The following is a 14,311-nucleotide window of genomic DNA, read 5'->3' on the forward strand; positions in this document are numbered from 1 at the left end:
AATTATGAGAAAAATATATTTATTGCTCCTGATGAGCAGCGTTTTTTGCCTGAATGCTTGCAAGAAGGGGCCTCAGCAAACTGCAGAGAATACGTATAAAGAATGGCCGGTTGTCTTGGAAACCGGCACTGCTGTACCACTTGAGGGAAATGCTTTCATTACTCAGCCTGTAAATGGAGGCACAGAGCAGATTGTTGCTGGTGGTTTGAACAAATGGAACAATGTGGGAAGTGTGATCAGTACCTATTTTAAATTGGGTCAGCCGGGTAAGCTAAACCTGGCGATTCAGGCTTCGGTAATAACCGGGTCCTCTACGATTAAAGTATCTGTTGACGGAAAATCTTTTAATGTTACATTGAAGGGAGCAACGGCTACTGTTTATCCGGTGGCTTCTATTGATGTGGCTGCTGCGGGTTATGTAAAAGTAGACCTTCAGGGGCTTAGTAAAGAGGGGAGTACTTTTGCAGAGGTTTCCAATATTATGATTGGTGGATCTGCAACGACCTCAGGATTGAAATATGCCAGTGTGAGTACAGATAATCAGTTTTATTGGTCGCGTCGCGGGCCTTCTGTGCATTTGAATTATACAGCACCTTCAGGGAATATTGAATGGTTATATAATGAAGTTACTGTTCCTCAGGGGCAGGATAATATCGGATCTTATTATATGTCTAACGGTTTCAATGGTGGTTATTTTGGTATGCAGGTTAAATCTGCTACAGAACGCTGGATGTTGTTCTCTGTTTGGGATGCTGATAATGGGGATAAAACGGTGCTGACCAGTAAGGGTGCAGGTGTAACTGATGGTAATTTTGGTGGCGAGGGAACCGGAGGACAGTCTTATATGGTCTATAAATGGATTACCGGAAATACCTATAAATTTTTAACCCAGATTAAGCCAGATGGAAATGGTAATACGTTGTATTCTTCCTGGTTTTTTGCTCCTGAATTGAACGCATGGAAATTTATGGCCACATTTAAGCGCCCTTCTACTTCAACTTATGTAGGAGGAATTAATTCATTCCTGGAGAATTTTGCGGTCGAAAACGGTTATATGGGAAGAAAAGCACTGTATAACAATATGTGGGTACGGAATACTTCGGGTGTTTGGACTGAGATCAGTACCGCTAAATTTACAACGGACCCGACCGGCGCTACCGAACAACGCATGGATTTCAAAGGAGGTGTTGAAAATGGTCAGTTCTTTTTACAGAACGGTGCTTTCTTCAATGACTTTGTAGCTGACAATACCAATTTGAGCAGAACGCCTACAGGTCAGCAGCCTACAGTAAACCTAAGTACTTTACCACTTAACTAATGCAAATCAGATGAAACCTATAAAATTTTATATCGTCCTGTTGTTTGCAGGAATGATAACTATAAGTGCTTGTAAGAAAGATAAAAGTGCAGAGTTGACTTCTAATATGGAAGAAACCCGCCTGGACCGGTCTAAATGGACCATCACCGCTTCGAGTGAACAATTAACTGGAGAAAATACTGGGCTGGCAACAGCGGTACTGGACGGGGATATCAATACCATCTGGCATTCTAATTATACAGGTGGCCAAACGGCTTATCCGCATTGGCTGTTAATTGATATGAAAAAGAACATTGTGATTACCAAGGTTCTTCTAACGGCTAGACAGAACAGTGCGAAAGGCTTTACCAAGTTCAGGCTGGAAGGAAGTACAGACGGTACTACTTTTACGAGTTTTGGCGAGTTTACCTTCGATCCTGCGGTTACAGCTGAGCAAAGTTTTCCTATCGCTCCGGCCAGGAATATCCGTTATGTGAGATTAACGGCACTGGAAAAGGCTGCTACGCAAACGGGCAGTGTAACCTTTCTGGCAGAGTTTAACATGACCGGTTTACAGGAAAGGGTACCCATTACAGATATAGCCCTGGATAAAACAGGTTGGACGGCAACGGCATCAAGCGAAGTGAATTTCCCTGGTGATGAAACCAACCTTGCTGCTTTCCTTGTAGATCCGATTTCTGTAAAAAGCCCTACCGCACCTGATGTGCCTTCTTTCTGGCAGGTAGATTACGATCAGCTTCATCCTTATCCGCACTGGGCTATAATTGATATGAAGAAGGCCTATGCCCTCACTTATATCGGATTAAATGCGCATACAGATCCAAAACAGGGTTTTACGAAATTCTCCATATCCGGCAGTACCGATGGGACCAACTTTACCCAGCTGGGCGATGACAGGGGCTTTAATCCTGGTACAACTGCAGAGCAGAGATACGCGGTTGCTCCAGGTTCTGCCATTCGTTATGTGAAGATAACTTTACTGGAAGGCACGCCTTATCCGTGTCTTGCGAACTTTGAGGCCTATGTGAAATTGTAGGTTTTGTTAAATAAAAAAGGGGCGTCTGGAATTTTTTCCAGACGCCCCTTTTTTATTTAACAAATTTTATTTCATGGCGGATAAAGTCGATTTCAATTCTTTAACCACTTCAGCATCGCTGTTTGCTGCTTTAAAAATGGTATGAGAAGATAGTGCTTTTCCGTAGAAGGCTTTATTTGCTTTTGCGTCGATATCCAATGAGGCACCGTTCAGAGAAATTCCTGCAAAAAGGCCTTTACTGCGGGAATAGGAGTATACTTCTGCATCCAGTTTATAGTCTGTATTTGCTGTGGTATTTCTGCCTACAGGACCTGCTGCAATGGAGAGGTCTCCTCCTAGGGTGAAACTGCTTTTATTGATGTCTGTAAGGCTGTTGCTGTGTTTAAAGATCAAGACCAGATCAACTGCCTGAAAACCGATTTGTGCACCAATGCTTCCACCGGTCAGGGTAATGAAAACCGGGTTGCTCCAGCTACCGTCTGCTTTTTTTACCATTGCAATTCCTTTACCTCGTTTTCCTCCAACTACAAAGCCTGCGTTAATCATTTTGGGTACAATGATAATACCTTGTGTAACGGCGATCAGGTCTGAAGGAATGGATTCTTTCATTTTTGCAAAATCGGAAAGTACAGTAGTTGCCTTTTCTATCTTTTGTTCTTCTTTTTCCTGGGCAGATGCGGCATAAGAGAAGAAAAAGCTAAGGCAAAGTAGGAGCGCTGCTTTGAATTTTAAAGAATGTATCGTTTTCATTTGTGTTTATTTAATACTAGTACGTGGAGAGGTTGCAATTATTGTTCCACCTTTTAAATTAAGTTTTGAGGAGGTGAATTTTTTGGAAAATTCTGTACAGCTGCTTCAAGACTAACGATATCAGGCGGGCTGAAGGGCCCGCAGATCTCTGAGGTCTTTGCGCAGCGTACGAGAATTTTCCTTAGCAAATTGCAGAGGGGAGGGTGTCCGGGCATCCTCTTTCACGAAATCCATCCTGTAAAATCGCCATTTGTTTTTTTAAACTTTATGATTAAGTTTGCATAGTAATGAAATGGAAATGGTGTCTTCCATTTAAAATAACCGCCGCGGCTGATGACTCCTACAAAATTAGATCAAGCAAATGATTTGTTTGAGGAGAAAAATATTGTAGGTAAGATCATGATCAATACGAGCAAAATAGCACTAAAAGAACACACTTCAATTTTAAGATATCTGGTTAGATGGACACTGTTTATAGTGCCCACAGCGATAGCCATTGGCAGCGTTGTCGCATTTTTCCTGTGGTTGCTGACTGAAGCCATTCATTTTCGGTTCCATCATCCCTGGCTTTTATTCTTGCTTCCACTTGCTGGTCTGCTGATCTATTTCATCTATCAGTCTGTTGGGAAATCTTCCGAGAAAGGCAACAACCTGATTATGGAACAAATCCATATAGAAGGAGGAGGGGTGCCTAAACAAATGGCGCCGGTTATCCTTCTGACGACGGTCATCACCCATCTTTTTGGGGGTTCTGCAGGCAGGGAAGGAACGGCTGTACAAATAGGCGGGAGTATTGCGGCTATGTTTGGGGGCTGGTTTAAATTAGAAGGGATTGATATGCGTATGATCCTGACTGCAGGTGTTGCGGCTGGTTTTGGCGCTGTGTTTGGAACACCACTTGCCGGGGCTATTTTCGCAATGGAAGTTTTAACGATAGGACGCATCAAATACGATTCTTTATTGCCTGCATTAATTGCTGCAGTGGTTGGAGATCTGACCGTTTCTGCCTGGCATGTGTCTCATGTTCATTATCATATCGATGCGATACCCCAAACGGTCTATTTTCTCTCAGATTATTTTCATATGGACATTATGCTGCTGGGCAAGGTGATCCTTTCTTCAGCAGCTTTCGGACTGGCCAGTTTCCTGTTTGCAGGTATGGTACAGGAAGTGAAGTCAATTTGTTTGAAGTTGTTTAAAAAGAATTGGATGATCCCTGTGTTTGGTGGTCTGGTGATTATCGGCTTTACCTTTTTGATTGGGAAACCAGATTATTTAAGTTTAGGTGTGGACCCCGAATATGCAGGTGCTGTAACTATTCCTTCGGCTTTCCACGCTGGTGGAGCAGACACCTGGAGCTGGCTATGGAAAACCATTTATACTGCCATAACCCTGGGAACGGGTTTTAAAGGTGGAGAAGTGACTCCGCTCTTTTATATTGGTGCTGCTTTAGGGAATACGCTTGCGGTTTTGCTGGATGCGCCGGTAAGCCTTTTTGCCGCTTTGGGTTTTATTGCCGTGTTTGCGGGTTCTACCAACACCCCCATTGCCTGTACTTTTATGGGCATTGAGTTGTTTGGTGGCCAGTACGCTTTGTTGTTTGCAGTGGCCTGTTTTACGGCTTATTTTTTTAGTGGCCATTCGGGAATTTACAGCGCACAGCGAATCGCTGTCCCTAAGATATTTGGCGAGTATTTTTCTGACGAGAGCTCTCTATCTGAAGCCAGTAAAAGGAGAGGCTATTTGCATCAAAAGTTAAAGAAATATAGTTCCGTGTTCTCAAAAAAGGAGTAATGATGTCGTACTGGTGGTAAGAGTGTCAAAAAAAAACATTTAATTTGGGTGATACTCGTATGGTAATTTGCACTTAGTATAAAAGGCAATTCAGTTTACTGAAAATTAAAGCAAGATGGTAAGTACAGCAATTCAAGAAAATCAGAATAAAGACCAGGGGCAGGACCGCGAAATGCTCTTAATGAAACTGTATCAGCAGGCTTTTCCACTGGCGACCCGTTACATAAGCAGGATGGGTGGTTCTTTCGAAGAAGCTAAAGATATTTTCCAGGATGCATTGGTGATTTATTATGAGCAGGTCGTTGTAGCTGAAGCTGTACCCAGGCAGAATGCCAGAGCTTATTTACTGGGTATTTCTAAACATTTGTGGAATAAGCGTTTTAAAGAGAAATCACGAGACATCTCTTTAGATGCGGCTGACAGGCTGGATATTGAACCCGACCCTGAATATCAGGAGGTATCTGCTTCCAGATTACTGAGGTTATTGCATACCGCCGGCCAGAAATGTATGGAATTGCTGAGTGCTTTTTATTACGAAAAGCTTCCGATGGAGGAGCTGGCGAAAAGATATGGTTTTTCAGGACCACGATCGGCTACAGTTCAGAAGTTTAAATGCCTGGAAAAAGTTAAACATACGGTAAAGGAAAAATCTCTGCGTTATGAAGACATCATGGAATGAATTGAGGCTCACAGAAGATTACCTTTTGTCGAGATTGCCTGGTCAGGAGCGTGTGCTGTTTGAGGCTAGACTTATCCTGGAGCCGGAACTAAAGAATGACGTTTACTGGCAGCAAAAGACCTGTGAACTGGTTAGCACATATGGGAGGCAGCAACTGAGGAAAGAGGTCGAACAGGTGCATCAGCAATTGTTTACAGCTCCCGAACACACTTCCTTTGCAAGGAGGATCCGAAGCTTTTTTAACAGGTAAATTAACTTAAATCTTATCATTTAACCCTCGAGGTCTTGTTTTAAAGGGCCAGGGAATCGCTATAACTAAATTTTTATATCATGAATACGAACGAATTCAGAAAGTATGCGGTGAAACACCGTCGTTTAAATGGTGCTTACGTGGACCATTTTATTTCAAGGACCAATAGCCATATTGCGCAGCATCCGGTGGCAATGACACCCTATATCATGGAGGAAAGGCAGTTGAACGTAGCCCAGATGGATGTGTTTTCCCGTTTGATGATGGACCGGATTATTTTTTTGGGAGAGGCTGTTGACGAAAGGATTGCCAATGTGATCCAGGCCCAGTTGCTTTTCCTGCAATCTGCAGATCCAAAAAGGGATATACAGTTATACATCAATTCGCCGGGGGGATCGGTGTATGCCGGTTTCGGAATTTATGACACCATGCAGTATATTTCGCCTGATGTAGCTACGATTTGTACAGGGATCGCTTTGTCTATGGGGTCTGTATTGCTTTGTGCAGGTGCCGCAGGAAAAAGATCTGCGCTAAAGCATTCCAGGGTGATGATCCACCAAACCTCAGGCGGTGCTCAGGGTACAGCAGAGGATATGGACATCAGCATTAAACAAGTATTGAAGGTACAGACAGATCTTTACCAGATCCTGGCGGCGCATAGCGGGCAAAGCTTTGACCGGATCAATGAGGCTTCGCGCAGGGATTACTGGATGACGGCAGAAGAGGCAAGGGATTTTGGGATGGTTGACGAAGTACTGAAAGCGTAATCGGTTCAAAATATTTCCTGTTTAATAAAAGTTTAGGGATTCAGATTGAGATTTATTTACTTTTTCATGTATAATTGCAATCTGATTTTAAATAGTTGAATATGGAAAGAATTGTAATGGGTATTGATATAGGAGGATCTCATATTACTGCTGCACTTATAGACCTTGACCAGAAACAGATCATAGAAGGCACGTGGGTGAGGGACCGCATCAATGGTCAGGCACCAACGGAAGAAGTTATTGAGGCCTGGTCAAAAAGTATACATAAAGTAGCAGATGCATATTCCGGATCTTATACTAATCTCCATATTGCAATGCCAGGTCCTTTTGCATACAAAAAAGGAGTAAGCCTGATTAAGAACCAGGACAAATACAGGTCCTTATATGGTAAAAATATTAAAGATATGCTGGCCGAAAAGCTGGAAATCAGTCCTTCAGCGATTAACTTTATGAACGACGCAGCCTGTTTTCTGCAGGGGGAAGTTTTTAGCGGAAGTATGAACGGTTATGACCATGCGATTGGTATTACTTTGGGTACCGGACTGGGTACTGCGCATTATGTGAATGGACAAGCCAAGGATGCTGATTTTTGGAAAATGCCTTTTAACAAGGGGATTGCTGAGGATTATATCTCTACCCGCTGGTTTATCAAACGTTATTTTGAATTGAGCGGAGAAGTGATTAAAGATGTAAGGGAACTGGTCGAACTGCATGCAGGAAAACCTGAATTTAAAGAGATTTTTGCTGAATTTAGCCAGAACCTGGCGAGTTTCTTATATAAGTTTATCCGCAAGAAGATGCCTTTGGCTTCTGTGATCGGTGGAAATATTGCCAATGCTGAACAATACTTCCTGGATGATACCCGCAGAAACCTGGCAGAAATGATGGGCTATAGTTTTCCGGTCAGAAAATCCTTGTTAAACGAAAAAGCGACTTTATTGGGTGCGGCATCTGCAACTTTTTAATGATCCGGCAGGTTATTTCTTCTTATAAAGAGTCTTTTACCGGCTTGAGCAGGGAAACCTGGCTGTTGAGTATAGTGATGCTGGTTAACCGCAGCAGTTATATGGCAGTGCCCTTTATGAGTTTGTATGTAACCCAGTACCTGCACCGGCCAACTTCTGATGCCGGGCTGATCATTACGATCTTTGGTGTGGGTTCTATTCTGGGAGCTACCGCTGGCGGGAAATTTACGGATATGTTTGGCTTTCGGGCAGTTCAGATTTTTAGTACCATTATTGGTGGGGCCTTTTTTATCTTTTTTTCTACCATCAGACATTTTGAAACCCTGTGTTTTTTAACCCTGGTGATCAGTTTTTTTTCTGATGCTTTCAGGCCTGCCAACTTTGCAGCGATAGCATCTTATGCCAGCCCGGGAAAGGAAACACGGTCATATTCCCTAAACAGACTGGCCACCAACCTGGGCTGGGCTGTTGGGAGCAGTTTAGGAGGAATTATTGCTTCTTTTAACTATCAGCTGCTGTTTATTGTAGACGGTGTAGTGAGTATTTTATCTGGTGTGGCTATTTTTGCTTTTCTCCCTGTGGTAAAAGGTTATCGAAAGGCGGTTCAGGAGAAAATTAAGGATGTAGTGGTACGTAAGCCCTGGGAAGATGCCTTGTTTGTGAAATTTATCTTGTTGACCACGCTCTTCTTTACCTGCTTCTTTTTGATGTTCAGGGTGGTGCCTTTATTCTTTAAAGAAGTCTGGCATATGAACGAGGCGCTGATTGGTGTGATCCTGGGTTCCAACGGAATTATTATTGCCCTGGTAGAAATGGTCATGATTAGTAAAATCGAAAATAAGCGCTCACCGATTTATTATATTGTTGCGGGTGTATTGCTGACCAGTGCTGCCTTTGCTTTGTTTATGATCCCCAAATCCCTTCCGGTAACCCTGGCTATGGTTTCTATGCTGTTTTTTACCTTTGGTGAAATGCTGGCATTGCCCTTTATCAATACTTTTGTGATTCACCGGAGTAATGAATTTAACCGTGGACAGTATGCAGCAGGATATACGCTGAGTTCTTCTTTTGCTCAGGTGATCGGGCCAACTTCCGGGTTTTTTCTAGCCGAAAAAATGGGATATAATGTATTGTGGGCAACAATGGCCGGATTGCTGATCTTATGTGCCTTTGGTTACAGCCGGCTGGTGTTGAGCAGGATTTAAATAGAAATTTTCCTGTAAAAGGAAAACGGGGATGTTCCGTCCGAAACACCCCCGTTTAAATTAACGCTCTCAGATATATAGACGCTTGTTTTTTCTATTTATTATAGGGGAGCAAAAAAAATATTTTAAACCGGATCATTGCGTTCCTTGCGCAGGAAAAAATAGTCACCTATATGGTCCAGATACTGTTGAAAGGCAGGCGAGGCTTGAATATTCTGCGGCGTCTTTTTGAATTGTTCAGGTGTGATAAATTCCCAGCTGAGGTGGTGCTGCTCCTGCACAGAATGGATCTGAATGGGGAAATGCATCACATGTTGTTCCAGAAAAGCTTTTTTGCTGGCCGCCCAGGCTGCCATATCTCCCAGGTTGCGGGGCCAGGTATAGAGTTTATGGGCCTCCCGGGAATGAACCCCATCATAAATAAAACTGGATTGTTTTAAGATCAGATCACTGATGCGCAAGGTTTCTACAGTGCCATGGTATTGGGCGTTATCTTCTGCAATGACCAGTGCTTTTGCTGTAAAATAGGCAGCACCACCATCTTTTGGGTCGTGTTGCTGCAGGTCATCTATAAATACGAGTTTACTTTTTTTGTACAAAATGATGCTTTTTAAAACTAGTCGTTACAAAAATTGTACCGTATTAACTTTCGGTTTCCTCCTCTTTCATGGCCTGTTCTTCTTTTTTAATCAGCGTTTTTTCTTTTTTAAGATCTATACGGATCATATTGTACAAGCTCATATAAATATTGGCCATCCAGACCATGGAAAAGCCTGCGATTACGTAGCCTCTCCAATCGTCCAGGTAGAGATGAAAGCCTGTCATCACCAACATCAGGACTGTGACGTAATGACTGAAACAATATTCACAGGTGAACACATAAAAGAACTTTCTGGCCATCAGGGTCTTTTTCTCTTTGGAGCATTGGATGCAGTATTCGCGGGGTTCTCTGAAGATTTCTTCGTGTGTAACGGTCCAGGCCACACAGGCTACAGGAATGGCCAGTAAAAAAAGCGTATAAACTTGGTGCAGCTGAAACATGAAGGTATTACAAAGAAAAGAACAAATTGTTTTTGGCAAATATATCGCCCCTGCAGCCTCAGGGAATAAAATTACAATTAAACAGCAATTATTTCTTCGACTTCCTTTGTGCCTTGGTAATAACCCTTAATTTTGCCGGTATGCCATGGTTGTGGCACCACCTATTTAATTCCTGTTCCTATGGATGATTTTTTAGCAGCTCGTCTCCAGATGGCCTTTTCCCTAGGCTTTCACATTGTCTTTGCCTGTATCGGAATGGTTATGCCTTTTTTTATGACGGTAGCCCATTTTATCTGGCTTAAAACCAAAAAAACAGTTTACAGGGACGTAACCCAAGCCTGGAGTAAGGGGGTAGCTATCTTTTTTGCTACAGGGGCGGTTTCGGGTACAGTGCTGTCCTTTGAGCTCGGCCTTTTGTGGCCCAAGTTTATGGAACATGCCGGACCTATTTTTGGGATGCCTTTTTCGCTGGAAGGAACAGCTTTTTTTATTGAAGCGATTGCTTTGGGATTTTATTTATATGGTTGGAATAAGGTGAATCGCTGGTTCCATTGGGCAACCGGAGTGGTGGTCGGGGTAAGTGGATTGGTTTCAGGAATACTGGTGGTTGCTGCCAATTCCTGGATGAACAGCCCCTCTGGTTTTGATTATATCAATGGAGAATATTTAAATATTGACCCTATAAAAGCGATGTTTAATGAGGCCTGGTTTTCCCAATCTCTGCATATGTGTATTGCAGCTTTTGTTTCTACAGGTTTTGCAGTAGCGGGTATACATGCTTTGATGATTTTAAGAGGGAGTAATGTGCTTTTTCACAGTAAGGCATTTAAAATTGCAGCGGTCTTTGCTACAATTGCGGCTTGTCTGCAGCCCATCAGTGGAGATATTTCGGCAAAAGATGTGGCGGGAAGGCAGCCGGCCAAACTTGCAGCAATGGAGGCTCATTTTCATACAGAAAAGGCTGCGCCATTAATTATTGGAGGGATTCCGGATACGGCGGCTAAAGACGTTAAATATGCCATAAAAATACCAGGCTTACTGAGTTTTATGGCACACGGTGATTTTAATGCAGAAGTGACGGGTTTAGATAAGATTCCAGTCCAGGATCAGCCGCCTGTAGCGGTAACACATTATGCCTTTCAGATCATGGTTGGACTGGGAATGGCGATGCTTGGCCTGGCGGTCTTGTATTTTATCGCCTTGTGGAAGAAAAAGCAGTGGCTGGATCAAAAATGGTTGCTTAAATTGTTTGTAGTGGCTACACCATTGGGCTTTCTGGCGCTTGAGGCTGGATGGACGGTTACAGAAGTTGGCAGGCAACCCTGGATCATCAATGGGGTGATGCGTACAGCAGATGCTGTAACACCTATGCCTGGCATCCGCTATTCCTTTTATCTGTTTACAGCAGTTTATATTTCATTGTCTGTGATCGTTACTTTTTTATTGTACCGTCAGATCAGGATGGTTGGTAAATTGTACGATTCAGGGGCTCAGCATCAAAATGATTAGGTTATGGTATATGTAGTTATTGCTTTTTTATGGACAGCGATCCTTTTGTATGTATTGCTTGGGGGAGCAGATTTTGGTGCGGGGATCATTGAATTGTTTACCTCCAAACCCAACAGGGCGAGGGCGAGAAAGACGATGTATGAGGCCATAGGCCCGATATGGGAAGCCAATCACATGTGGCTGATCATTGCCATTGTTATCTTGTTTGTCGGTTTTCCTAAAATCTACACTACGGTTTCGGTTTATTTACATATTCCGTTAGTCTGTATGCTTTTGGGGATTATTGCCAGGGGAACAGCTTTTGTATTCCGGAATTATGATGCGGTAAAAGACAACATGCAAAAGGTTTACACCTCTATTTTTATTTACTCCAGTCTGGTCACACCATTTTTCCTGGGTATCATTGCTGCAAGTTCTGTATCCGGGCAAATTGACTTGCAGGCTGGTGATTTCCTTTCTGCGTATGTGTGGAGCTGGCTGAGCTGGTTTTCTGTCTCGGTGGGTTTATTTACGGTGAGTATTTGCGGCTACCTGGCAGCTATCTTTATTATCGGGCAAACCGATAATGAGGCAGATAGGGCATTATTCATCAGGAAGGCGAAAAGATGTGTGTTTGTCGTGATGTTTGCAGGGGCTCTGGTTTTTATTGCAGCTTATGCAGAGCATATTCCCCTTGGGGAATGGATTTTCGGTCATCCACTGGGTATTATTGCCATTACTACGGCCAGTATCTCGCTGATCATTATGTGGTTTACAATTGAAAAGGATAGGCCTGCAGTACTTCGTCTGCTGGCGGGTTTCCAGGTTACGATGATCCTGTTTGCAGCCACTTATACGCACTTTCCAAATATCGTATTGCTAAAGCATGGAGAAGAATTGTCTTTGTTGGCCCACCAGGGGCAGGCAAAAACAATTGATTCTCTGGCTTATGCTTTGTTGATCGGTAGTCTATTTATTCTTCCGGCACTTTTTTACCTGATCTATGTGTTTCAGAAAAAGAAGCCGGGTTTAACTGAACATTAATCTTTATTTTATTTATGGAGCAATCCAATTTTGAAAAACTCTCCAATCTTACACAAGGCGATTACCAGGCCTTTTTATACGATTGTGATGGCACGTTAACGGATAATATGCCTATGCACACCAAATCATATGTAGAGGTAGCTGCAGAACAGGGCGTAGTTTTTGACCCGGGAATTATTGATGAGCTCGCGGGCTGGCCTATCCTGCAGGTGGTAGAAGAGATCAACCGCCGTTACCAATCTTCCCTGGTGCCGGAGGATTTTAAGACTCGTAAGGCACAAATTTATAATACACGCTATCTTGATCACATACAACCTATTGATTACGTTGTGGCACATCTAAGGGCTAATGCCGGGCGTGTAAGAATAGGGGTGGTATCTGGCGGAGACAAGTTGACCATTTCCCGGACGTTGGAGATCCTTGGTTTAAACGACCTGGTTGAAGTGCTGGTCTGTTCTGGTGATACAGAAAGGGGGAAACCTTATCCTGATCCCTTCCTTAAGGCTGCAGAATTATTGGGTGTGGCACCAGATAAATGCCTGGTTTTTGAAGATGGCGTTCCAGGAGTGGAGGCTGCAAAAGCAGCAGGTATGCACTGGGTACGGATTGATCAGTTCAAATTCGGGTAGTTATTTCAGATATTTATTGCTAATTTTGTTAGTAATGAAGAGATCGGGAACAGCAGATTTACCCTTGCATGGTGGTTTTGTACCTTTATGGCTGGCGGAGCGTATGGGCAGATTGGGTTTTGCCATCACAGAGGCCATTATCACAGAGTACGGTACTGCAGAAGTTTTGCGCAGACTGAGCGATCCTTTCTGGTTTCAAAGCTTTGGAGCCGTAATGGGAATGGACTGGCATTCTTCTGGTATTACCACTTCGGTGATGGGCGCTTTAAAAAGAGCGGTGAACCCCTACGCAAAAGAACTTGGACTTTATATCTGTGGTGGAAAAGGAAAATATTCAAGGCAGACGCCACAGGAACTGCTCCATTACTGCGACCGCACAGGTCTGGACGGGCCAGCACTCGTTCGTTGCAGCAAGCTCAGCGCCAAGGTGGATAATACTGCTGTACAGGATGGTTTTCAATTGTACCTGCACAGCTTTGTAATCAATACAGAGGGTTTGTGGACAGTAGTTCAGCAGGGAATGAGTAATGAAAGCAGCACGGCCAGACGGTATCACTGGCATTCTTCTGCGGTGAAGTCTTTTGTAGATGAACCGCATACCGGAATTTGCGGGGTAAACCAGGGTCAGATCCTGAATATGGTGGCTGCCGGAGCAAAGCCTTCGCGGGCCTCTATGATGTCTATGTCTGCTGAGCATCCTGAACGTATGCTGAAGGAGATCCGGCATCTGATCCTGCCCGGGCATCACGAAGTCAGGGCAGACGATGTGGATTTGAAAAGACTTGGGGCCATGCTTTGGCTGAGTCATGAAAAAAAGCCTGCAGATTTTGAAGAATTATTGCTTCTGGAGGGAATGGGTCCCAGAACCCTGCAGTCTATGGCATTGGTAAGTGAAGTGATCTATGGCACACCTTCCCGTTTTGACGATCCTGCTCGTTTTTCTTTTGCCCATGGCGGTAAGGATGGTCATCCTTTTCCGGTTCCGGTAAAGGTTTTTGATGAAACGATCAGTGTATTGAGTAAAGCGGTTCAGAAAGCTAAGATAGGACAATCGGATAAGCTGGATGCTATCCGTAAGCTTGGGGAGCTTTCCAGGGCGGCAGAGAAAGATTTTACCCCAAATCAGAATTTTGATGCCCTTATTGAAAAGGAGCGCAGGGATTCCTGGAAATATGGAGGCCGAACCGTATCTGGTTATGCGCAGCCTCCAAAACCTGTACAGCTGAGCTTATTCTGAGGATTTTACCTTTGTGTTTTCTTTTTGTTACAAGGAATTACAGATGAATGTAAAATAATTGGATACTTTTAAGCGGTTGGTGTGTTTTTTGCATGCGAGCGTTGATAT

General features: G+C 43.5%; 15 protein-coding genes and 1 riboswitch. Of the genes, 12 read left to right on the plus strand and 3 right to left on the minus strand.

The genetic code is table 11. From position 1 onward, the window contains the following. The first annotated feature begins 4 nt into the window (after positions 1–4). Together R2S08_RS00130 and R2S08_RS00135 are read left to right on the plus strand one after the other, a co-directional pair. Entirely contained in the window at positions 5–1,318 is a 1,314-nt protein-coding gene (locus R2S08_RS00130; protein ID WP_316833313.1) for a DUF3472 domain-containing protein, read from the plus strand. Positions 1,319–1,328: 10 nt separating this feature from the next. Then, a complete protein-coding gene (locus R2S08_RS00135) occupies positions 1,329–2,354 on the plus strand; it encodes a discoidin domain-containing protein (RefSeq protein ID WP_316833314.1) in 1,026 nt (341 codons plus the stop codon). A gap of 66 nt (positions 2,355–2,420) precedes the next feature. On the opposite strand, the gene R2S08_RS00140 is transcribed toward R2S08_RS00135, so the two are convergent. Continuing rightward, positions 2,421–3,104, minus strand: a complete 684-nt coding sequence (locus tag R2S08_RS00140; RefSeq protein ID WP_108551099.1) for a lipid-binding SYLF domain-containing protein — start codon at positions 3,102–3,104, stop codon at positions 2,421–2,423. A 285-nt stretch (positions 3,105–3,389) separates the two neighbouring features. Beyond that, positions 3,390–3,454, plus strand: a riboswitch (Fluoride riboswitch). Here R2S08_RS00140 and R2S08_RS00145 point away from each other — a divergent pair. The 6 genes from R2S08_RS00145 (at position 3,438) to R2S08_RS00170 (ending at position 8,764) form a co-directional block, all read left to right on the plus strand. Continuing rightward, positions 3,438–4,898, plus strand: a complete 1,461-nt coding sequence (locus tag R2S08_RS00145; protein ID WP_316833315.1) for a voltage-gated chloride channel family protein — start codon at positions 3,438–3,440, stop codon at positions 4,896–4,898. (Overlaps the previous riboswitch by 17 nt.) Before the next feature lie 115 nt (positions 4,899–5,013). Continuing rightward, on the plus strand, positions 5,014–5,577 hold the full coding sequence (locus R2S08_RS00150) for a sigma-70 family RNA polymerase sigma factor (RefSeq protein WP_316833317.1): 564 nt from the start codon (positions 5,014–5,016) through the stop codon (positions 5,575–5,577). After that, a complete protein-coding gene (locus R2S08_RS00155) occupies positions 5,558–5,827 on the plus strand; it encodes a hypothetical protein (RefSeq protein WP_316833318.1) in 270 nt (89 codons plus the stop codon). Before R2S08_RS00150 ends, R2S08_RS00155 begins: the two co-directional genes overlap by 20 nt. Positions 5,828–5,907: 80 nt before the next feature. Further along, positions 5,908–6,594, plus strand: a complete 687-nt coding sequence (locus R2S08_RS00160) for an ATP-dependent Clp protease proteolytic subunit (RefSeq protein WP_133777790.1) — start codon at positions 5,908–5,910, stop codon at positions 6,592–6,594. Positions 6,595–6,695: 101 nt separating this feature from the next. After that, on the plus strand, positions 6,696–7,559 hold the full coding sequence (locus tag R2S08_RS00165; protein ID WP_316833319.1) for an ROK family protein: 864 nt from the start codon (positions 6,696–6,698) through the stop codon (positions 7,557–7,559). Continuing rightward, positions 7,559–8,764, plus strand: coding sequence for an MFS transporter (locus R2S08_RS00170; RefSeq protein WP_133777788.1), 1,206 nt, complete (start codon positions 7,559–7,561; stop codon positions 8,762–8,764). Before R2S08_RS00165 ends, R2S08_RS00170 begins: the two co-directional genes overlap by 1 nt. A gap of 125 nt (positions 8,765–8,889) precedes the next feature. Here R2S08_RS00170 and R2S08_RS00175 read toward each other — a convergent pair whose 3' ends face one another. Further along, a complete protein-coding gene (locus R2S08_RS00175) occupies positions 8,890–9,363 on the minus strand; it encodes a hypothetical protein (RefSeq protein WP_133777787.1) in 474 nt (157 codons plus the stop codon). Positions 9,364–9,406: 43 nt separating this feature from the next. Further along, positions 9,407–9,805 carry a hypothetical protein gene (locus R2S08_RS00180; protein WP_316833320.1) on the minus strand — a complete coding sequence of 133 codons (399 nt, stop codon included), beginning with the start codon at positions 9,803–9,805 and terminating at the stop codon, positions 9,407–9,409. Positions 9,806–9,985: 180 nt separating this feature from the next. Between R2S08_RS00180 and R2S08_RS00185 the strand changes: the two genes are divergently transcribed. From R2S08_RS00185 to R2S08_RS00200, 4 genes are read left to right on the plus strand one after another with little or no spacing between them, the layout of a single operon-like run. Further along, complete coding sequence (locus tag R2S08_RS00185) at positions 9,986–11,314, plus strand: cytochrome ubiquinol oxidase subunit I (protein ID WP_316833321.1); 1,329 nt, start codon at positions 9,986–9,988, stop codon at positions 11,312–11,314. Between the two features lie 3 nt (positions 11,315–11,317). After that, positions 11,318–12,337: a cytochrome d ubiquinol oxidase subunit II gene (locus R2S08_RS00190; protein WP_133777784.1), complete on the plus strand. Its 1,020-nt coding sequence runs from the start codon at positions 11,318–11,320 to the stop codon at positions 12,335–12,337. A gap of 14 nt (positions 12,338–12,351) precedes the next feature. Beyond that, positions 12,352–12,966: an HAD family hydrolase gene (locus R2S08_RS00195; protein ID WP_133777783.1), complete on the plus strand. Its 615-nt coding sequence runs from the start codon at positions 12,352–12,354 to the stop codon at positions 12,964–12,966. A gap of 34 nt (positions 12,967–13,000) precedes the next feature. Further along, positions 13,001–14,203, plus strand: a complete 1,203-nt coding sequence (locus tag R2S08_RS00200) for a DUF763 domain-containing protein (RefSeq protein ID WP_316833322.1) — start codon at positions 13,001–13,003, stop codon at positions 14,201–14,203. Positions 14,204–14,311: the final 108 nt, after the last annotated feature.

It is taken from the genome of Pedobacter nutrimenti, from assembly GCF_032678445.1.
GTDB classification, from domain to species: domain Bacteria; phylum Bacteroidota; class Bacteroidia; order Sphingobacteriales; family Sphingobacteriaceae; genus Pedobacter; species Pedobacter nutrimenti_A.